Origin of the sequence: Paraburkholderia sp. UCT31 (genome assembly GCF_014397655.1) — a bacterium.
Taxonomy (GTDB): Bacteria; Pseudomonadota; Gammaproteobacteria; order Burkholderiales; family Burkholderiaceae; genus Paraburkholderia; species Paraburkholderia tuberum.
Genome location: NZ_VZQP01000010.1, coordinates 20,353 through 40,856 on the forward strand (window position 1 = coordinate 20,353; position 20,504 = coordinate 40,856).

A 20,504-nucleotide genomic window follows, 5' to 3' on the forward strand; every position below is an offset into this window, starting at 1 on the left:
GGCTTCCGCCCCCGCAGCCGCCGGGGCGCCAACCACCTGATTTAGGCGTTCCCCGGCTATCTCGACGGTTATGGGCACCCCGGAGACCTGCCGCGCGCAGCGCGCGAGGTATGCAATGGAAGAATACGGGAGCGCCCGTGGATGGGCTTTACAAAACGTCACCTGGTTGAACCGTATCGAGGGCAGCGTGACAAGCGCGTGGTGCCGGGTGGTCAGAACGTGCGCCAGGGGGTAGGTGCGCGAACTGCCTGGGCCGCTTTGAACGCAACGCGCGGGATATCAGGTGTCGCGTAAGACGGGATGGGATGTTGGCCAGAAGGAGCGAGGCTCCCTCCGGCCTTACAGCTTCGCTCAAGAAGAGACAGGAATGGGGCGAGTCATGTGCCCTGCTTCTCATAGGCCAATTCGAGAAGGGCGCCCTTCAGGTTTTCCTGCAGCCACTTCTCGAATCGTGCCGGGTCCACGATTCTATCCAGACTCAGCGTTATGTTTCTTTTACTGCGAGTCATGCTTGCCACCGGTTTGTCGACGCCGTCGACGAACAGCGAGACTTTAGGCGCGGGCGGCTTGCGTTCGACCCCCTTGATTTGCCTTTCTACCTGTTTCTTCGCATGGCTCAGTGTAAATTTCTCCTTTTCAGGGTCACTATCATTGAGGCCATCATTGACCTGCTTTAGCGCTTCGATAACAAAGGTCTCTCCCTGAGGATGCTTGTCGCAAAGAAGTGAGAATTTTTCGGCATACGACGCCTGCAGCAGGGCCGGATTTTTGTCCAGCAAGTCCAGCACTTCGCTGGGCAGCTTCCAGAAGTATTCACACCGGTACACGAGCCGTATGTCCTGGTGAAAGCGGCGCGCAATCTCGGCTGCCGGCGTTCCCGGGAAACATTCCTCATAGCGCTTGAAGCTGTGGGCAATCTCGTACTGGGTCAGCTGTACTCGCTCTTCGTTATCAACCAGCGCTGCGGCGGCCGCATCCTGGTCGTCCATCTCCTTGACGATGGCGGGAATCTCGGCGCGATTCAGCAGGCGGAAGGCGCGGACTCGTCGCTCACCTGCGATGAGTTCGAAGCGCCCCTCTGCTCGCGTGCTCGGCCGAACGATAATGGCATTGAGCAGTCCAAAGCCCTGCTTTGCGATGGCTTCTGCAAGCGATGCTATTTCGTTGTCCGAAAAGCCTGCTGAGCCACGCTGGCGGGGTTGAAACGGGCTGGGGTCAATCAGCTCCATTGGAAGAAGCTTGGCCCCTTTGCCGCCCTTCGCTCTTTCGCGTTCCTTATCCAGGACCGCCGTACTTTCCAAATCAGCTTCACGTTGCTCAGCCGTACCGTGGTAGTTGCTCTCGGACTTTTGCATCATCGCCAGCGCCGCCTTCGAGAGCGGCTTCGTAGCAGTTGCATTGTCCTTGTTCACTTTCACAGGATTTGCGCTCACGATGCGGCCTCAAGTTCTTGCGTAGCGAGGGTGGACACAGTTGTCTTCGATTTGGGACCCGGCTTGTTCTTCCGCTTTGGCTGAAGCCCGCAACGCGACAGGACTTCACGGGCGAGATTGACAAACTCCTTCGCGCAGCGCGACGTTCGTGCGTGCTGCAGAACCGTCATCTTCGCGAGCTGGCTCTCTGTGATGACGGTGGCTGAGTGAATGACGGTTTCGAACATGTTGAACTGGATTGACAGCAAGCCCATGACGGCCTGTGAGGCATTTGTCGCGGTTACTTTGGTCGCAACCGCGCCGAGCGTCTCCAACTCCGGGTTGACATCCCGCTGGACCTGTTTGATGAACTTCTGCAAGTCCTTGGTCCCCTGCATCGTATATTGGCCCGAGGTGTCCGCCGGAATAATCACTTTGGACGACACGGTGAGTGCCATTCGTAGCCAAAGACCGAGTGAAGGTGCCGTGTCAATCAAGATGATGTCGAATTGGTCCAGTAGTGGCTCGATGCGCCGCTTCAAAACCAGGAGCGGATTAACGTATGCATTGTGGATGTCGGATTCGAGGCCATCGAGCTTGAGCGTCGAGGGGAGCAGCTTTACATTGTCAATGATGGTTTCTGTCAGAAAACTGTCGAAGTCCAACGGCAGGTCGTCATCGGCAGCTTGGAGCACGTTGACAATTGACCGGTCGGGGTCAATCAGGGTTTTGCTCAGGTGCTGGGAACAGTTCGACTGTGGGTCGAGGTCGATAACGCAAACCGAGAAACCCTCCCGCGCGAGTGCGTCAGCTAGGTTCACAGTAATGGTGGTTTTGCCCACGCCACCTTTGTTGTTTGCGTTTGTAATTACCAGGGCTGCCATGTTGCGCCTCCGCGAGGGTTGACTAAAAAGGTCGGACGGGCCGAAGTTCAAGTAACTTCTTAAGACCGTCGGAATTATATGTGAATTATCCGGCCCCGTATAAAACTTTGATACAAAACAACATTTAATTGTTTTGGGATTGTTCGCAGGCGCATACACCGGTTCCAGCCATCTCCCGGCTCGCAGCAAACGGGGTTGCTTTCATCAGTTGCGGTCGGCGACCGCGTTTTCGGATGGTTCCGCGCGCGTGTTTACCCAATTGGGTAACCCGCTGGTGCCTGGCTTGGCGCCCTCTCGGACGCTTCGGCGTACCGGCTTTTTACTGTCATCCACCTGCAGTGCGCATTGTTGGCAGTGGATTCACCGGTCTCGTCAAAGCCGCGTGGCCGATGAAAAGCCCCCGAGGGCACGAGTCAAAGAGGTCTTTACCGAGTTGGGTAAACCGGACAGCCCGCCGGTAGGCAACGGGAGTGTTTCCGCACTCGGGACTTCGGCCACCGCTTTGGTACGTCGAACGAAACCAATTCCGTCTAAGAGCGCAGCCTGCGAATTCAATTTTCAGGAGAGGGTCACCGCCTCAGAGCGGAGAACGCGCCGCCACTCACCCTGGCGGTTATCCACTTTAGTGATGGCCGGGCCGGGCGATTGGCCTAGTGCGGTGGGCGGGTGGCCGTCCGCACTCCGAGCGCTTCGACGTGCGGGGGCGATTACCGAATTGGGTAAACGAAATGTGCCGCCACGAAAGGTCTCGCCGTCGAAGGAAAGACCGGACTGAAGCCGATGTAAGTGATTGAGCAGCCTTCGGCCGGCTTTTCATGTGGGTTACGGCGCCGCGTCAGCCTGCTTGAACGGCCTACCGCTGTGGGGCGGGTTTGGTACGAGGGGCCGTGTTGCACGCGGTACCCGGAAACGGGTTCGGAGGGGCGAGACGATTACATGTCGTGGCCGAGCGGCACACCGAGTTCTAAAACGACCACTCGCGGCAATTTCAGATGGTGCTGCAACAACGAACGGCAGGGGCGGCCGCGAGGTGGCATCGTCGGGGGCGATGGCGGGTGCCAAAGTCCTGGTCGGTGATGGCTCGCTCAGCCGGTTCGGCCGAGGGCAGTCGGGCGTTTTAAAGCGTGTTACCCAATTGGGTAATCACGAACGCCGAGTCGGCGGAAGTCACGATTGAAACAGCTCATGCAAACCACTTTGTAGCAGGAGAGTCGACGCGCGTGTTATCCACGAGAGAGGGGCGGCGGAGTTTGAAGCAGGCCCGGAAATTACCCAGTTGGGTAAGTGGGCGTCCCGCTTGGATGCGACTGCATGCGGCCGAACAGCGAGAGATGAACGGCGCCGCGAACTTGCGCCCGTTCTCGAGGGTGAGGGATGAGCGGCTGGCGTTCTGACCGGCTCTACCCACTTGGGTAATCGCGTCCTCAGGCCAGGTGGTGCCGCTGCGGGAATGACTGCTCAGGCTTGCGGCTCTGCAGTACAAGCAGGCGGAGCTTCGTCGCGTGTGCCATTAGGGTCCAGGCCGGGCGCGTAATTCCGAACGACTCAGATGCCGCTATGACCCAAGGTCTTCGCTGCTATCAGCGTAATTGATACGAGAACCGCGAATAGGGAAGTCGCCGCTTCAGAAAACGAGACGGCAGCAAAGGGCTGAAGCCAGCCAGGCCGCCATCCATGCAATACCCCTCGGGGCGATGGCGGGCGCTGAAGTCCTGGCGGTGAGGGTTCGCTCAGCCGCTCCAGGCGAGGGGCAGTCGGGCGTTTTAAAGCGTGTTACCCAGTTGGGTAATGACGAACCCGAGTCGGCGTGAGCCACGATGAACCACTTTGAGCAGGAGGGTCGACGCGCATGTTCTCCGCGAGAAAGGGCGGCGGAGTTTGAAGCAGACCCGGAAATTACCCAGTTGGGTAAGGGGCGTCCCGCTATGCGTGCGGTACCCGGAAACGGTTCAGGGCCGAGACAATTACATGTCGTGGCCGAGCTTCACACGGAGTTCTAAACGAGCACTCGCGGCATATTCAGATTGATTGGTTCGGATTCACTGTGGGCCGTGCTTGCAAGGAATTGATTGAGGATTTTAGGCAGTAGGGCGGGGATGTTTATCTGAGGCCTCATCTGCTTTGGCATGCATGCTCCGTTATCCGTCCGCAGCCCCTCCGAACTTTTCACAGCCAAGCACGAGCTGCTCGAGGTCGTGACGACGAGCATCTCGGACGACTACTCGGCTCTGGTGAAAGATGAGAAAGGATAACGTGGAGAAGGCGGGTCCCCTGGGGACGAGAGGCCAACCGGTGGGTGACCCCCGCAATGAATCCCGGTGGAGCTTTCGAAGGGTAATACACGGATTCGCGTGACATGTGCCGGCGTCCTGTTTGCTCGATGGCATAAAGACCATAGGCAGGTTAGGGCGATGGGGGGTAGCTGGCCTCGCATGAAGCACGTGTGCGCGTTCGCGCGTGCCGCCGAGCGCGTGAGGCAACCCACTTACGCGGGTCCGTGCATGGTGTTCGCCATCGGCGCCTTCACCCACTTGGGTAAACCATTCGCTGGTCGGTCGCTTGGTGGGTCAGGGCGGCTTTGGCTTTGAGAGACCTTTACGCGCGTGCCTTCCGAGTGCGTGCCGTGATTGCCCAACTGGGTAAACGAGTCCCTAGTCGCGCAGAGCGGGGAGGGCAGCGCGGAACTTAGCCTGCCCGGTCCGCTGTCGATAGCAGGGGCGGCGCGTCGACGGGATGGTGGGTTGTCGCCGTTAGCCCTGTCGCAGTCGGTACGAAAAAGACCGTGTCTCCCTCAACGTCATATTTTGATTTATTTGTTGTTAAATATTGAGATGTAGCACGCGAATATTCCGTACACGATTGTCAGGTTGAATCCGAATGTAAAACCAAAACAATGCTTTCGTAATGAAACCTGAGTCTTTTTCGGGTTTAGTTATTTTCGGTAAAAATATGTACAGATTGACTAATTGAAAAAAACTGAAAGTATAAAGAGGCAATCTCGAATGACTCCAGCGCTGAGTGCCGCCAAAACAGAGGAGCTGCAGCCACCACGCCAGGGGCGGCCCAACGACTAGAAACATTGATTCGGTCAACCGCAGCATATGCCGTTTTTGTGCACTAGGCTTGAGTAAATGCGCCATTAAACCGTCCCGTAAGATTGACTAGCAGTACATGAGGGCAAGCCGAAATGCCGAGCATCAATTTAGCCTGTATAGCTCCCTCCGCGTTAAATCGCCTAACTATCGCGGAGTTGCACTGCAATTGGCGAGGGGGAGCAACGGGCGCGTGTGTGACGCGAAGCAGCGCGAAGCGGTAAAGCCGGGCAATCGCCGGCGGTCTGCAAAACCGGACTTTATCTTCAACCTCCGCCGAAATTCCGCGTTTTGTTGTGTCGTGTCGTCGTCGGCCAGCGGCTGGGCAGGAAGCCTCAGGCGACGCTAGCGGGTGTCCTTTGTGGTTGTCGTCGCGGAAGAGCAGGGGAGAGGAGGGTGCGCAGGCCACCCCCCCGGGAATCGCTGACCGTTACCGATAGCGCAGACAGCGAGGCCTACTCAGGTTGCGCTTTCGGAAGGTGGTGGGCTTGCACAGCGTCGTGGCGCTCCGACCGCTCGACATGCAGGTAAGGGGCAGTGGTCGAAATGTTGGCGTGGCGGTGGTTCTTCGATACGACCAGGAGAGGGAGCTTCGCCTCATTCAATTGGTCCGATGCCGACGTATGGCGCAGCCAGTGAGGCGAAGCGTTTATGAGTTGCTCGCGCGCCCACGGGTCGTCTACTGTCTCGGCGGCGCGCCGACAGAGCTCAACGATGACCCTATAAATGACAGTCGCGCTGGCGGGCCGGCGGCCGGTGTAAACGTCGCCGACTAGCGGGATATCCGTCTCAGCGGGCGAGGGCAGGGGAGGCAGGCTGTAATGCGTTCTATAGACTTTCATCAGGTCGACAAAGTCGGCGGTCAGCGGTACGTCGGCTGTTTTGTTGCCCTTGCCGGTAATACGCCACCACCAGCCTTTCACGTCCCGATAGATGTCGGCCATCCGTGCGTTGGCGACTTCGCTCCTGCGGGGTCCCGCAAGGTAGAAGACCGTGAGAAGCCAATAACTCCGGACCCCGTGCGCCCTGAGCAATTTGTCGTCACTAGTTGATAATTGACGCACATAAGAGAAGAGGGCGTCGCGTGCCGTCGGGGCAAGATACCGCTCAATATGTTCGTCCTTCACGACGCGGACCTTTGACGTCAAGCGCCAGGGGTTCGCGCGGAGCCAGTTTGCCGATACGAGGAACTCAAACAGTCCAAAGAGGATAGTCGCGGACTGTTTGATACTTGCTTTGCTCAGCGGTCCGTTGAAAGGGCGCCATAAAGGGTTGGGCCGCCCGTCGACCATCCGGGGACGGCGTTTGCCCACCCAGATTTCTGCAGGCTGCGGGTCCGCAAGGAAAGCCTTGTAGTCGTTCACGTCTTCGACACGAACCGTCGAAAGTTCGAGCCCACGCATTTGAATCCACATCAGGAACCGCGCGCCTTCCTTCCGGCAAGATTCCTGCGTACTCGCAGAGTCGGCGTAGCGCGCGAGCCAGACGTCGATTGCCTCGACATCGGTGTGTGCGTTGATGAGGCTCTCATCATCTGGTCGGCCGTTCGTGCCGGGTGCGGTGCGCGCCGGCGGTGTGCTTACTTCCGCTCGAGCGAGTTCGTGGGTGTCGTCCATTGCCAGTTCCTTTCGGAGTCGAAACCTGAAGAGAGAACTCCGTTGCTCGGTCTTTTTTGGCGCGCCGCCACTGCATAAAACACGCCCGTGAAACAATATCGAAAAATCGTCGCCCGTATAAAAAGCGGTCGGTCGACCGGTAAAAGCATAGCACAATCAGGCACTTAGCGTGAAGTTCGAATAGTCTGATGATGTACCGGTGTGACTGTTCCACGGAACAACAGCCGTAAAACCTCCTTTCTGCGGCGGCAACCACAATAGCGCATCATTATAACAATAATGATGCATATGAGCCGATTTTATACGGATTGAATAAGAAACTTACTGTAAAATGAGCACATCTATCTGGATGGCCATCATGCCCCGAGTAAGCCCCACGCGAACCTACGTCGCGCAGTTTGCCCGAGAACTCCTCGCGGACGGCGTGTCCCCCACGCAAGCACGCATCCGGGAGCTTATCGCGGCGCAGTATGGTGTGAAGGCGAGTCCGAATGTCGTTGGCGCAGAACTGCAAGCTTTCTGGCAGGAGGTGGGTCCGCAGATGGCAGCGTTTACCCAATTAGGTAAAGGCGGCATCGGGCAGTCGGTTCCGGGGTCTGCGCCCTCTTCCGCGCCGGCTGTGTTCGGAGAGGTCGAAACGGCGAGATACGAAAACCTCGGGCTTCATGAAACGCTGAATATCAGCGGGACGGGCGCCGCCCCGTCGGACGAAGGGGGCGCAGAACAAGCCCGCTTCCAGTACGAGATATTCGACCTCCAGGACGCAGTGCGCGCTGCGTCCAGCCGCGCCGAACACTTTGAGGCACTCTGCTCGGAGAAGGACGCCCTCGTCGCCGAAGCGGTCCGCCGGGGTACGGACATGGCGAGCCGGTTAGGGATACTTGAACAGCGCGCCCAGACATTTGAGAAAGAGATGGCGGAAGCGCGCGCGAAGCTGGAGCGTGAGGTTAAGGCCGCGCAGCTGGCGGCGCGCGAAAAGGTCGAGCAACTTCAGGCGCAGCTCACTGAGCGAGAACGGGCGGTGGCCGAGGCGGCCAAGCAGCTCGACGGTTCGCGCCGCCACATGATGCTGGAGACAGACCGCATCCGAACGGCGGCTGCGAACGACGCGCGCCGATTGAAGGATGAGCTCGAGGTTTCGCGGATGCGTGAACAACGGTTCATGATTCAGAAGAACGACGCTATCGATGAGCTATCCCGCGTCAGGGATGAGCTCGAAGCGGCCCACGCGCGGATTCGTACGCTCGAGCAAGCGGCGGCGCGTGCCGGAGTAGCTGAGAAGCCTCTGGAGGCTCAGTCCGTTTCGTCGCCGGCTGCGACTCCCGAGCGCGTCTCGTATGTCCCGCCGGCGACTTCGCACAGCTACGACCCGGACGGACAGTACGAATAGCCTCCCGGACAAAGAAAGGCGCCGAACGCGGCGGCGTGGGTCCAACGCCCGAAGCAAAGCGGCCGCGCTATGGAGGGAGCGGCCTTTTACCTAATTGGGTAAAGAGCGGCGCGTAAGGTCCGCGTGACCAGAACGGGCCGTTCCTCGCATCAAAGAACCGGGGCGGTGGTTTGCCACCACTTCGGTTTGGATTTTCGCGGCGCCCGCCGGCGTTTGCTCCCCTCGTTTGCGCCCTGTTCTTTCGCGGCGCGCTTTTTTTCTTCCTTCGCGAAGTCAGTGTAAAGCGCCTGAGCGTCACGGTTATGCCACGCAAACACGTCAAAGATAATCGGCGAGACTGCGACGCTTCGATTGTCGGACCGAGCGGCTACGACGTCGCAAATCACGCGCGCAAGGCGCTGGTACGTCTGATACGCAAGTTCGGTTTTGATGTCGCCCATGCTGGTGCCGCCCCCGACCGAAAGGTTTCCGACGGTCGCGCTGATGACCGCAATGCTTTTCATGTCAAGGGGAATGTGGGCGTGGCGCACGAGGGCCGCGCCGAAGCTTGTACCGGCCGGCGCCAGCAACCGCAAAAATCGAACGAAGAGGTCGACGAGCTTGTACTTGTGCGCAACACACAAGGACCCGTCGGCGTTGCACGCTCTCGCCCGTTCCTGCCAACCCGTATCCGGGTGGAGGCTGGCGGCGCGGGTTTTCTCAAGCCAGTCGCGCCAGTGCCCGTCGAGCGACTCCGCCAAGTTCCGGTGCCAGGTCTCAAAATCGTCAAAGGTCTCGATATCGAACCGCTTCCATTTGGCCGATGCGTGCGCGGCGGTCGCTGGAGAAGACAGGTCGAGCTCGGCCACCTGGTGCTTCGCCCAGGCATTAAAGGCGGCGAGCGGCCCCCAGGTGGGGTCGCCTTCTTTTGAGCCAGTGCCCATGGCTCGGATGGTGGTCGGGTCGACCCCGTAATCGGTGGTCTCGTTGAGCGGGTTGTTCCACCATTCGTGCGCCTGCGGCAGGTACGCGGCAAAGCGGTCAACCCACTGCAGGTCAAGGAAAGAACGAACGTCGAAGTCGGTGTAAGCGGTCATGTTCGGATATGGGTGTAGCTGCATCAGGTAATTGTGCTATCGGCGCGCGGGACGCGGACTTGAGGGACGAAAAAAGGCGCCTTCCGAAGGCGCCCTTCTCCAAGCCGCTTGCTCACTAGCCGGCTAACGTCCCCTTCTTCGGCAGAAATGCACCTTTTCGAGCACGCTTGCCCACGTGCTTCTCGAGGTCGTCGCCCTTCAGTGAAAACTTGACGGCTGTGCCCTTAATGTCAAGCACCCCTTCAAACACCGGGCCGCCCGCGAAGTATTTCGCGCAAGCAAGCGTTTCGCCCCCGTTCGTGTCGAGGAACATCAGGAGAACGCCTTTCCCGCCCTTCGCCAGCGCGTTGATTTCCCCAATTGGGAAAATACTCATCTTGCCGTTCGAGCCGCCACACGCGAGGAAGCCCTCGTCCTCAGCGGGAATCGCCACTGGTGCGAGTGGCGCGCCGCCCGCCTCCTTCAGGTTGATGAAGTCCTTGCCCGCTTTCGGACGTGCGATGAGCGCTTCGAACTTTGCGATGAAACCGAGACCCTTGTCGGTCGCGAATACGAATCGCGCGGTCGGTTCTGCTGCCAGTGCGTGAAGGATGCGTCCGTGATTCTGGACGTCGATGAGGGATGTCAGCGGCACACCGTCGCCCCGGCCGGCAGGAACGTCGCTAGCGAGGACAGAGTACGCGCGCCCGTTGCTATCGAGGAAAGCGACAGGCGCGTTGGTGGTCGTGCGGAGTACCGCAAAGCCGGTGTCGTTTGGCTTGTAGGTCAGCCCTTCCACCGCGACGTCATGGCCCGCGAAACGTCGTGCCCACAGATTCTTCGAGACCACGATAGTGCACGCCTCGTCGGCCTTAGCCTGAACGCTAGCGACAGCACGTGCCTCGGGTTGGATGAGGGTACGGCGGTCGTCGCCGAACTTATCCCGGTCCGCCTTGATTTCATCCGCGATGAGCTTGCGCATCAGCTTGTCGTCCCCGAGGAGACGATTGAGTTGCTCGGCTTTCTTGCGAAGCTCGGCGAGTTCCTGCTCGAGCTTGAAACCCTCGAGCCGGGCCAACTGACGGAGTCGGATTTCGAGGATGTCTTCGGCCTGGCGTTCAGACAGTGCAAAGCGCTGCATCAACTCGGGCTTCGGCTCATCTGACTCTCGAATGGTCTTGATGACTTCATCGATGGACAAGAATACGAGATGTCGCCCTTCGAGGATATGGATGCGGTCGTTTGCCTTGTCGAGCTCGAAACGGCTGCGGCGCGTGACGGTCGTGAAGCGGAAGTCCAGCCAGTGCTGCAGCTGCTCCTTCAGGCCCATAGTCTTCGGCTTCTGGTCCAGGTCAATGACGTTCGCGTTGAACACGACGTTCGCCTCGAGGTCCGTGTTGACGAACAGGAAGTTCATCAGGTCCTCAGGAGACTGGCGCGACGAGCGTGGCTCGATAACTAGGCGAATCTTGTTGTCCTTGCTCGATTCGTCACGTACTTCTTCCATCAGGCTGAGCGACAGGTCCTTCAGGTCCTTCTGCTCGGGCGAGAGGGATTTTTTGTCCTTCTTCACCTGCGGGTTCGTCATTGCCTCAATCTGAGTGGCGATTTTGACACACGACACCATGTACGGAAGCTCGTACACAACGATGCGCCACTGACCGCGCGCCAATTCTTCCTTGCGCCAGCGGGCGCGCATGCGCAGCGAGCCTCGGCCCGTCGCATAGACGTCGACAACTTCGGAACGGGCGGCCGCGAGTTGGCCGCCATCCGGCAAATCGGGACCGGGAACTATATCGACCAGCTGGTCGACAGTCATGTCCGGCGATTTCAGAAGCGCCAACGCGGCATCGGCAATTTCGCGCAAGTTGTGCGGCGGGAGGTCGCCTGCCATTCCCACAGCAATACCCGAAAACCCGTTTAGGAGAACTACGGGAAGTCGGGCGGGTAGCGCTTCGGGTTCCTTCATGGTGCCGTCGTAGTTCGGGCGCCAGTCGACGGTGCCGAGCTCAACTTCTGACAGCAGAATCTCTGAGAATGGCGTGAGCCGGCACTCGGTGTATCGCATCGCAGCGGCGCCGTCACCGTCGCGCGAGCCGAAGTTGCCCTGACCGTCGATGATGGGGTAGCGCAGCGAGAAGTCCTGCGCGAGACGCACGAGCGCGTCATATGCGGACTGGTCGCCGTGCGGATGGTATTTACCGAGTACATCACCGACCACACGTGCGGACTTCATGGTCTTGGCCGTCGGGCCGAGGCCGAGTTCGTTCATCGCGTAGAGGATTCGGCGCTGAACCGGCTTCTGGCCGTCGTTCACGCCTGGCAATGAGCGGCCCTTGACGATGGTGACTGCATAATCGAGGTACGAACGCTCGGCGTACGGAGCCAGTTCCAGTTCGTCGTTGTCGCGAATTCCATCAAACATTATTCAGCCTCCACTTCGTGACCGCGTCGTTCCATCCATTCTTTGCGCCATCCCGCGCGTGATTTGCTCATCAGGTCTCCAAACATTTCCCGGGTTGAGTCGACAAGGTCGCCGGAAACAGTGACCTTCAGCAGGCGGCGCGTGTCCGGATTCAAGGTGGTGTCCCAAAGCTGCTCGGCGTTCATTTCGCCGAGACCCTTGAAGCGCACAACGCTCAGCTTCGAGTAGCCTTCCTTGCGCAGCGCATCCTCAATCGCCTTTCGTTCGTTGTCGTCCATCGCATAGTGCTTGCGCTCTGGCCGCTTTTTCCCGGCCGCTTCCGCGTCGACGCGATAAAGCGGCGGGCGCGCCACGTGGATGTGGCCGCGCGCGATGAGTTGCGGAAAGTGTTTGTAGAAAAGCGTCAGCAGAAGCACCTGAATGTGGAAGCCGTCGACGTCCGCGTCCGCGAGAATACAAATCTTGCCGTAGCGCAGGCCGGACCAGTCCACCTCATCTTCGGCACCGTGCATCGGGACACCAATAGCAAGCGCGATGTCGCTTGCCTCATTGTTCGTCTGAACCTGGTGCGGCTCGAGCTCCCACGTATTCAAGCCTTTTCCGCGCATCGCGAGGATGGCCTGATTTTCCTTGTTACGCCCCATCTTCGCGCTGCCGCCTGCCGAGTCACCCTCGACGAGGAAAAGTTCTGTTTCCGCTTCGTTCTTGGATTCGCAATCGGCGAGCTTGCCCGGCAGCATGACTACGCTCGAAGACTTGCGCTTTTCCTTGACGTCTACCTTTCTCGAGCGCGCGACTGCATTCTGGATGCAGAGGTCGGCAATCGTCTTGCCGTGGGTCGGGTTCAGGTTAAGCCATGCCTCGACGTGCGGACGAATGCTCCTGTCGACCAGCCGAACGGCATCGCGCGACTGCAGGGCGTCCTTCGTTTGCCCCTTGAACTGCGGGTCGAGCACGCGCGCAGACAAGACGTAGCGAACGTTCTTGAAAACGTCGTCGGGCTGCAGTTTCACGCCCTTCGGAAGCATGGCGCGGTGTTCGATGAAAGTCTTAACCGCCTCGTACAGTGCAGTGCGCATTCCGTTCACGTGCGTGCCGTGCTCGGGCGTTTGAATCATGTTGGTGAATGACTGCCCGTCATTCGTGACGCCGTTGTACCAACCAAATGCCCATTCCGCGCCGGCGCCTTCCGGGAAACCCTCGTCGTCCGCCGTCATGTAGTGGTGCCCGGCCAACACGGGAGTGACCGGTTCGTCATTGTCCGTGAAGTCCGTGAGCAGTGATTCGAGGCCGTTCTCGTACTGCCAGGTATGCGTAGTCGGCTCCGCACCGGTTGCGTCGGTCAACGTACAGGTGAGGCCCTTGAAGAGCGCCGCTTTGGTCTGCAGTAGCGATTTCAGCGCATCGAGAGGCACCTCGACGCTGTCAAAATACTGCGCATCGGGTTTGAGCTTGACCCGCGTACCGTGCTTGCGCGGAAAATCGCCAACCTTATTGAGCGGTTCAATGACGTCGCCACCTGCGAAGCCGATGCGCCACTGATGGCCGCCGCGCCATACATCGACCGTCATCGCGGTGGATAGCGCGTTGGTCACGGCAACCCCGACACCGTGCAAGCCTCCCGAGAAGCGATACGCTGATGTGGGGTCGTCCTTGTCGAACTTCCCGCCGGCGTGGAGCATGGTAAAGGCCGCCTGCACGACGGGAATCCCTTCGTCTTTGTGCAACTCGACGGGAATGCCGCGCCCATCGTCGGTGACGATGATTGAGCCGTCTTTCTGAATCTCGACGTCGATGTTGTGCGCAAAACCTGCGAGTGCTTCGTCGGCGGAGTTGTCGATGACTTCCTGCACGATATGAAGCGGATTCTCGACCCGGGTGTACATGCCCGGGCGTTTTTTCACTGGCTCAAGCCCTTTGAGGATTTTGAACTTTGACTCGTCGTAAACCGGCGGTGAATTATTCGTCATGTGGTGGCAGCTTTACATTGAAAGTTTTTCAATTATACCACGGGCCTGTCGGCGGCCCCGGGGTTGCTTTGTAAAGGAACGCCTCACCGAGGTCGCGCCCGCGCCGCCCCGGGGGCTGGAGTCGCTATACGAGGCACAATTTGTCTGTCTGGAGCATCAATGCACTTCCCCTTCAAGAAAACTCTGACCGCCCTGACGCTCGTCGCGTATGCGTCGGTTGGGACATTGCTGCCGGCGGCGCGCGCGTGGGCAGACAGTGTCACCGTCGACGTGGGCGGCACGTCCGTGACCTACCCGAAGCTTGACTGGCAAACTGTTGGCGATTACAACGTCGGCGCTGACGGTGGCGTGCGAACGTCCGTGTCGGGCGATGCTGCGCAGGTGGGTCTCAATGATACGGCAGCTGCAATAGGAAAAAGCGCCGGTCAGGTCGCCGACCTCGTCAAGACATTGCCGAGTGACGGTGCCGTTGTTCTGGCCCGGTACTCACCGATGAACCAGGAATTGCGTGTCGACATCGTCAAGGTGACGAAGTCCCGGACGAACGTGCATGTTGCGATGGCCCAGTTCGGCCCCGACATGGGAAACACGTGGGCGGCAGCGCGCACCTTCATGTCTGCTGGCGAGAAAGCGACGAACCCCGGACCAGGGCCGAACCCATTTGCCCGTTACAGCCAAAGCGGCGACGGCGTATTCCACGGCCTCTCTGAGCAATACGTACAGACGGTCGTTGGCAGTGCGATGCGCTATTCCGGCGCGACCATTGGGCTTACTGCGGTACTTATCAGCCGGTTGAACCAGTACAAGACTACCTCAGGTGGGTGGCTACGTAAGACGGTTACTTACCACTTTGAGGACTGGAAGAAGCCGCAGTGGTATATAGCTTTCCCCGCAGCAATGGGGGCTTCCGACCAAGGAATAGGCACAAGCGGCACCGACAGCGACGTATTCCTGAACGGAGGCCCGATATGCGCAGTCAACGAGAATCCGTGCCAGGGCGCACACACTATGTTGTCAGGCGTCTCATTCCAGCAGTGGAAAAACGGCAGTCTGTCTGAGGACGAGACGATGGCGCAGGCCTGGACTGAGTCGCACTCAGGCTGGACACTGTTGGCCTTCGTTCTTCTCGCGGTTGTGACGTCATGGGCTGCTGGGTCTGCGCTTTTGGCAATGGGCGCCCAGGCTGCTAACGCGAGTTTTGGCGCGTATATGGCAAGCTTAGCTTTGGGCGCCGGTCAAGCGGCTGGTAGCCTTGGGGCGGCTCTCCTCATCGGAGGCGGGGTTATTGATGGAGCCATTGCCGGTCTGGCCGCAGGTACTATCACCGGGACCGGCGCAACTGGCGTTCTGTTCCCGCAGGCAGGCTATACCACCGCACCTGTGGAGCAACCCTCAAGTCCGTATGTGCAAGGGATGATGAACAACGAAAGCGTCCAAGCATTGCAGGCCGCGCCGACCGCCAGCAACGGGAACCCGGCAGTCGTTCAAGGGTTCACTGCCGCAACGCCGGACCCGAATCGCAACCTGGACTACAATTCCTTTCGGTACGTGCAGGATACGCAGTAGGCTCTGCCCGGCTTGGGAAAGGGAAGGCGCCACTCTGAAACCGGCCCCTGAGCGATTCGCGCAGGGGCCGTTCTCTAAGCGGGCACTAGGTACGGGCTAGAACGAGGAGGCCGCGCTCCTATCGGTCATTGGGCCGACAGGAGCTTACCGTTCGGGGTGAACTTCGGAGTAAAAGTGAACTGGCTAATATCAGCATGCCGGTTCGGGACGATTCCCTGCAATTGACCACCGTTTTCTTGCTCTGCTGCATCCATACACGCCGAATCGCCCTTGCGGCAAACGATGCGGACGACTACCGCGCGATTGCCCTTCTGGTAGTCGGTATCCGGGATATTGTTCACCTGGATTTCGAGCAAATCCCCCTTGTGGATGGGCGGTACCTGGTCGGGTGTTTGCGCCAGCAGGAGGAAGCGGGGCCGAATGTCGCGCCCGCCCGCTTCTATCCACCGGTACCGCTCTGCTTCCGGACCCCAGTTGTACTTGTCTGCGTACTCGGGCCACGTAATTTTGGAACCCATGTCGAATCCACGGTTAAGGTACTCCGTGGTGCTCGCTTTGATTCGGACCAGCTGGTTGCTGTAATACGGCTTGTCACGTGTTTCAGTCTGGTCAGGTAGCGTCGCCAGCAAGTAAGCAGTGCTGCATCCAGAGAGTTGAGTGGCCAGCAAAGCTGCCGAAATCAGTTTCTTGAACATGTCTTCTCGCTTCAGTTGTTTGTTGAATTTTGACGATTTTTCCGAGCCAACCTTTACAACAGCGGCCTCAGTGAGAAGCGGACTTTCCGTGATTGTCCACAAGCCACTTGAACGCTTCAGCAATTTTTTCGACGGAAGGCTTGCTGCGCGAATTCCACCGAATCGTCGTAAAGCCCGCCTGCTCGAGCATCGCATCGCGTGCCGCATCCTTCTCGCGGTCGTGCGTTGAGTCATCCAGCTCGACGATGCCCAGCACTTGCATACCGTCCGGCGTGCAAATTACGAAATCAATGATTTTCCGCGCGAACTTGTTGCGGATATCCCAGTAAATTGGGTGGTCTTCCGGCAGCGCGACATCGAGAATCGCGCCCATCGATACTTGCGTCATGACTTCGAGACCAAGCGGCTCGGCGGCGCGCTTCAGGCGGCCGTGAAACTCTACTTCGTTGGGCGTCAGAAGTGGCTTTGAGACCAGCTTCTTGGTCCGCGCTTGCTCAACCGCAGCACGCGCTTCTGCGCGCGCCCGCCGGTTCCGGCCCCGTACTGTGCGGATAAGGCAGACGTACCAGCCTATGCAGACGACGGGTGCTGCGACCAGAAAGATGCTCGGCGTAATTGTCACGATTGTCCTCGTATTTCCCGTTATCGTTCTCGACCTGCTTCCCCGTTCGCGGCTTAACATTGTCGCCGCACGTTCGCAGCGAGGACGCACCTTAAGCCGCCGTCAAGAGGTGCGTTTGTATAAATTTTATCACAAGCCGACCGTTTGCAAAGATTTTTTAGACTTTATTTGTAAAGGCGTCAGTTTGGCCCGTTTCGCTGCCGTGTGCTATTCTGGTGGTCCTTTACAAAACAACCGCATATGCAAATCGTCCAACGGAAATACTCGCCGTCTGTGGCGCTCGCCCTGTTGAAATCGGGTCTGCCCCCCCTGCTCGCGCAAATCCTCGCGGCGCGGGGCATCAAAAGCCGCTCGGAAATCGGCGGCACGCTCAGCGACCTGCTTCCGTATTCGTCCATGAAAGGCGCAAAGGAAGCCGCCGTTGTGCTCGCGGACCTGATTCGCGACCAAAAGCGGCTTGTTATCGTCGGGGATTACGACGCAGACGGTGCGACGGCGACTACCGTAGGGCTTCGAGCCTTGCGCGCATTCGGCGCAAACGTGGGATATCTGATTCCGAACCGGCTGGAAGATGGCTACGGATTGCAGCCCGGTATCGTGGATATGGCCGCAGCACTCGAGCCGCGCCCGGATGTGATTGTGACGGTGGACAACGGCATTACCAGCGTCGCCGGCGTCATGCACGCGAACCTGAGCGGCATTCCCGTCATCGTGACCGACCACCACCTTCCCGGCGACGAAACGCCACCTGCAAAGTGCATCATCAACCCGAATCAGCGGGGCTGCCAATTCGGCTCAAAGAGTCTGGCTGGCTGTGGAGTGATGTGGTACGTGATGTGGGCGCTGCAGGATGAGTTGAAACAGCGCGGTATGCCGATACGGGAAGGATTTACAGTCGAGAGCCTTCTGCCAATTGTGGCTATTGGAACCGTTGCCGACGTAGTGGCGTTGGACCGGAATAACCGCATCCTTGTACAGGAAGGACTGAAGCGCATTCGGGACCAGTCGACGAATTTCCCGGGAATTGAGGCGCTCGCGAACGTCAGCAAGTTAAATCCCCGCGTGCTAACCACTACGGATATCGCCTTTAACGTTGGACCGCGAATCAACGCGGCCGGGCGGCTTGAGTCGATGGACGCAGGTGTGGAGTGTCTGAGCACAGACGACGCTGCTCGCGCAACCGAGCTGGCCAAAGCGCTTCACGAACTGAACGTCCGTCGTCGCGAAATCGAGGCTGAGACCGTCGACGAGGCGGTCGAGCAGCTCACGTCGAGCGTACCTGCGGAGTCATATACGGCCGTTCTCCACGCAGAGGCGTGGCACCATGGAGTCATCGGCATCGTGGCGGGTCGCCTTAAGGAAAAGCTTTACAAACCCACGGTGGTCATGGCGACGAGCGAGAAAAATCAGGAAATCAAGGGGTCAGGTCGTTCGATTCCCGGATTTCACCTGCGCGACGCGCTCGCACTGATGGACTCCCGTAATCCGTCAATCATGACAAAGTTCGGCGGCCACGCGATGGCAGCAGGCGTGACGGTCCGCCCCGGCATGTTCGAGGAATTTCGGAGCGCGTTCGAGGAAGTGGCCCGTGAGCTGCTGACACCTGCACAGTTGAACCAGTCTATCGAGACTGATGGTGCGCTGCCGGTGTCGGACATGACCTTGGAAACGGTAGACCTGCTGCGAGACCTGCCGTGGGGCCAGCATTTCTGGGCACCGTCTTTCTGCGACGTCTTTTTCGTGGTGTCCCACAAGAAAATTGGTGCGGACCGCTCCCATCTGAGCATGCTGCTGAGCAAGGACGGGAAGACATTCAAGGCCGTCAAGTTCCGACATGCGGGCGAAGAAGTTCCCACGAATATTCGCGCGGTCTACAAAATGTCAGCCAATCCCTGGCAGGGCAAGACTGACCTGCAACTTCTCGTCGACCATTTCGAAAGCGCATAGTCGTCGATACATATACTCAGAGCAACAGAGAGTATCCATTTAACCCCTCGGAGTAGAGAACCCCATGAGTCAGGACAAAGCAGGCGTGAATCAGGACAACAAGGCTAAGGCACTCGCTACGGCGCTGGCCGCAATCGAAAAGCAGTTCGGCAAAGGCGCCATCATGAAGCTCGGCGCTGGCGAAGTGGTCGAAGACATCCAGGTGGTGTCGACCGGCTCGCTCGGCCTCGATATCGCGTTGGGCGTCGGCGGTCTGCCGCGCGGCCGCGTGGTGGAAATCTACGGCCCCGAGTCGTCGGGCAAGACCACGCTGACTCTTCAGGTCATCGCGGAAATGCAAAAGATTGGCGGTACGTGTGCGTTCATCGACGCGGAGCACGCACTCGACGTTCAGTACGCACAGAAGCTGGGTGTGAACGCGGAGGAGCTGCTGATTTCGCAACCGGACACGGGTGAGCAGGCGCTGGAAATCGCCGATTCGCTTACGCGCTCGGGTGCTGTGGACCTCATCGTAATCGACTCGGTTGCGGCGCTGGTGCCGAAGGCCGAAATCGAAGGTGAAATGGGCGATTCCCTGCCCGGGCTGCAGGCGCGTTTGATGTCGCAGGCATTGCGCAAGCTGACGGGCACCATCAAGTCGCGTAATGTGCTCGTAATCTTTATTAACCAAATCCGCATGAAAATCGGCGTGATGTTCGGCAACCCCGAAACGACCACCGGTGGCAATGCGCTGAAGTTCTATGCGTCGGTTCGTCTCGATATTCGTCGCATCGGTCAGGTGAAGAAGAACGATGAAGTCATCGGGTCGGAAACCCGTGTCAAGGTGGTGAAGAACAAGGTTTCGCCGCCGTTCCGCGAAGCCATTTTCGACATCATCTACGGTGAAGGTATCAGTAAAGCCGGCGAAATCCTGCTGCTCGGTGTGGAGCACAAGATTGTCGACAAGTCGGGTGCCTGGTACTCGTACGGCGGCGAGCGTCTGGGTCAAGGCAAGGAAAACACGGCGGCTTTCTTGAACGAGAACGTGGCTTTGCGCGACGAGCTCGAGGCGAAGGTTCGTGCAGCCGTAGCAGCGAAGGTTGGAAAAACGGTTCCGGCGGCGCGTCAAGCGGGCCAGACCGATGCGGAAGTCGAAGAAGCGGCCTGATACTGAAAGGTCCTTCCAGTAGCTGATTTGCAAGGCTCGCCCGGTTCACTCGGGGCGAGCCTTTCTTCTGGACGGTCTTCTTTGCACTTAAGAAAAAGCCCCGACATTGCGGGGCGCCTGAGTCTTCTACTTCTACTTCTGCTTCAGCCTATCGTGAGTGCTCGGCTGTTTGCGCCTTCAGGATGTTCGCCAATGCGTTGATAGCCTGCTCGGGCGTGGGGAAAACGCCGACAGCCGGGCACGCCAGCATCAGGTTCAGTGGAAGACCCATGTTCTCCACAAACCAACCGTGCCTGCTGCAACGCATGTCGGCCTCGGAGCCGGCGATTCCAACCAGGGCTTCCACCCGGTCCGCGTAAGACAGCTGGTCGTCGATGTATATCGCGACGGGCTTTCTCAAGGCGACCGCAAACCCAACCTCGAAGCTCGTACCTGAGTCCGGCTCGGCGCCGCGAAACGCCGAAAGATTGGCAAGGACCGCATCGCAGTTCCGGATGCACTCGATATTGCCGTGATAGATGGCGTGGGCCGTTTCAGGGCCGGGTTCGCGCCCCTCGGACAATCCCCCGTCGACGGGTTGTACACCCACGAGGCCGCGCTGTTCGCACGCACTTTTCAATTCGGCAAAAAGCGCTTTTTGTTCGGGGGCGAAGACGTCCGGCCCGGCGAGGTATATTTTCATG

13 protein-coding genes are annotated in these 20,504 nt (G+C 58.9%); 4 read left to right on the forward strand and 9 right to left on the reverse strand.

Annotated features, from left to right (window positions below):
• Nucleotides 1–377: 377 nt before the first annotated feature.
• From F6X40_RS10455 to F6X40_RS10465, 3 genes are all read right to left on the reverse strand, one after another.
• Nucleotides 378–1,433, reverse strand: a complete 1,056-nt coding sequence (locus F6X40_RS10455; protein WP_187627757.1) for a ParB/RepB/Spo0J family partition protein — start codon at nucleotides 1,431–1,433, stop codon at nucleotides 378–380.
• A complete protein-coding gene (locus tag F6X40_RS10460) occupies nucleotides 1,430–2,296 on the reverse strand; it encodes a ParA family protein (protein WP_187627758.1) in 867 nt (288 codons plus the stop codon). The genes F6X40_RS10455 and F6X40_RS10460 overlap by 4 nt, the downstream gene beginning before the upstream one ends.
• Before the next feature lie 3,547 nt (nucleotides 2,297–5,843).
• Nucleotides 5,844–7,004, reverse strand: a complete 1,161-nt coding sequence (locus tag F6X40_RS10465; protein WP_187627759.1) for a tyrosine-type recombinase/integrase — start codon at nucleotides 7,002–7,004, stop codon at nucleotides 5,844–5,846.
• Nucleotides 7,005–7,335: 331 nt separating this feature from the next.
• Between F6X40_RS10465 and F6X40_RS10470 the strand changes: the two genes are divergently transcribed.
• Nucleotides 7,336–8,394, forward strand: coding sequence for a DNA-binding protein (locus tag F6X40_RS10470; protein WP_187627760.1), 1,059 nt, complete (start codon nucleotides 7,336–7,338; stop codon nucleotides 8,392–8,394).
• A gap of 149 nt (nucleotides 8,395–8,543) precedes the next feature.
• Here F6X40_RS10470 and F6X40_RS10475 read toward each other — a convergent pair whose 3' ends face one another.
• The 3 genes from F6X40_RS10475 to F6X40_RS10485 all read right to left on the reverse strand — a co-directional run bounded on the left by F6X40_RS10475 (nucleotide 8,544) and on the right by F6X40_RS10485 (nucleotide 13,844).
• On the reverse strand, nucleotides 8,544–9,470 hold the full coding sequence (locus tag F6X40_RS10475) for a hypothetical protein (RefSeq protein WP_187627761.1): 927 nt from the start codon (nucleotides 9,468–9,470) through the stop codon (nucleotides 8,544–8,546).
• Nucleotides 9,471–9,585: 115 nt separating this feature from the next.
• Nucleotides 9,586–11,874 carry a DNA topoisomerase IV subunit A gene (parC, locus tag F6X40_RS10480; RefSeq protein WP_187627762.1) on the reverse strand — a complete coding sequence of 763 codons (2,289 nt, stop codon included), beginning with the start codon at nucleotides 11,872–11,874 and terminating at the stop codon, nucleotides 9,586–9,588.
• A complete protein-coding gene (locus tag F6X40_RS10485) occupies nucleotides 11,874–13,844 on the reverse strand; it encodes a DNA topoisomerase IV subunit B (protein WP_187627763.1) in 1,971 nt (656 codons plus the stop codon). The genes parC and F6X40_RS10485 overlap by 1 nt, the downstream gene beginning before the upstream one ends.
• Nucleotides 13,845–14,003: 159 nt before the next feature.
• On the opposite strand from F6X40_RS10485, the gene F6X40_RS10490 reads away from it, so the two are divergent.
• Nucleotides 14,004–15,410, forward strand: coding sequence for a hypothetical protein (locus F6X40_RS10490; RefSeq protein WP_187627764.1), 1,407 nt, complete (start codon nucleotides 14,004–14,006; stop codon nucleotides 15,408–15,410).
• 125 nt (nucleotides 15,411–15,535) lie between these two features.
• On the opposite strand, the gene F6X40_RS10495 is transcribed toward F6X40_RS10490, so the two are convergent.
• Entirely contained in the window at nucleotides 15,536–16,105 is a 570-nt protein-coding gene (locus F6X40_RS10495) for a hypothetical protein (RefSeq protein WP_187627765.1), read from the reverse strand.
• A 67-nt stretch (nucleotides 16,106–16,172) separates the two neighbouring features.
• Nucleotides 16,173–16,727: a DUF2726 domain-containing protein gene (locus tag F6X40_RS10500; protein ID WP_187627766.1), complete on the reverse strand. Its 555-nt coding sequence runs from the start codon at nucleotides 16,725–16,727 to the stop codon at nucleotides 16,173–16,175.
• A gap of 240 nt (nucleotides 16,728–16,967) precedes the next feature.
• Here F6X40_RS10500 and recJ point away from each other — a divergent pair, with 240 nt between their 5' ends.
• Nucleotides 16,968–18,674: a single-stranded-DNA-specific exonuclease RecJ gene (gene recJ, locus F6X40_RS10505; RefSeq protein ID WP_187627767.1), complete on the forward strand. Its 1,707-nt coding sequence runs from the start codon at nucleotides 16,968–16,970 to the stop codon at nucleotides 18,672–18,674.
• A 64-nt stretch (nucleotides 18,675–18,738) separates the two neighbouring features.
• Entirely contained in the window at nucleotides 18,739–19,821 is a 1,083-nt protein-coding gene (gene recA, locus F6X40_RS10510; protein ID WP_187627768.1) for a recombinase RecA, read from the forward strand.
• A 148-nt stretch (nucleotides 19,822–19,969) separates the two neighbouring features.
• Here the strand turns inward: recA and F6X40_RS10515 are convergent, their stop codons facing one another.
• Nucleotides 19,970–20,503 (reverse strand): nucleoside 2-deoxyribosyltransferase, encoded by a 534-nt coding sequence (locus tag F6X40_RS10515; RefSeq protein WP_187627769.1) that lies wholly within the window; start codon nucleotides 20,501–20,503, stop codon nucleotides 19,970–19,972.
• Between the last annotated feature and the right edge of the window lies 1 nt (nucleotide 20,504).

Coding starts and splice junctions, on each gene's coding strand:
- recA (WP_187627768.1), top strand. CDS start 18,739: ATGAGTCAGGACAAAGCAGGCGTGAATCAGGACAACAAGGCTAAGGCA.
- F6X40_RS10490 (WP_187627764.1), top strand. CDS start 14,004: ATGCACTTCCCCTTCAAGAAAACTCTGACCGCCCTGACGCTCGTCGCG.
- F6X40_RS10495 (WP_187627765.1), bottom strand. CDS start 16,105: ATGTTCAAGAAACTGATTTCGGCAGCTTTGCTGGCCACTCAACTCTCT.
- recJ (WP_187627767.1), top strand. CDS start 16,968: ATGCAAATCGTCCAACGGAAATACTCGCCGTCTGTGGCGCTCGCCCTG.
- F6X40_RS10485 (WP_187627763.1), bottom strand. CDS start 13,844: ATGACGAATAATTCACCGCCGGTTTACGACGAGTCAAAGTTCAAAATC.
- F6X40_RS10470 (WP_187627760.1), top strand. CDS start 7,336: ATGAGCACATCTATCTGGATGGCCATCATGCCCCGAGTAAGCCCCACG.
- F6X40_RS10460 (WP_187627758.1), bottom strand. CDS start 2,296: ATGGCAGCCCTGGTAATTACAAACGCAAACAACAAAGGTGGCGTGGGC.
- F6X40_RS10515 (WP_187627769.1), bottom strand. CDS start 20,503: ATGAAAATATACCTCGCCGGGCCGGACGTCTTCGCCCCCGAACAAAAA.
- parC (WP_187627762.1), bottom strand. CDS start 11,874: ATGTTTGATGGAATTCGCGACAACGACGAACTGGAACTGGCTCCGTAC.
- F6X40_RS10465 (WP_187627759.1), bottom strand. CDS start 7,004: ATGGACGACACCCACGAACTCGCTCGAGCGGAAGTAAGCACACCGCCG.
- F6X40_RS10475 (WP_187627761.1), bottom strand. CDS start 9,470: ATGACCGCTTACACCGACTTCGACGTTCGTTCTTTCCTTGACCTGCAG.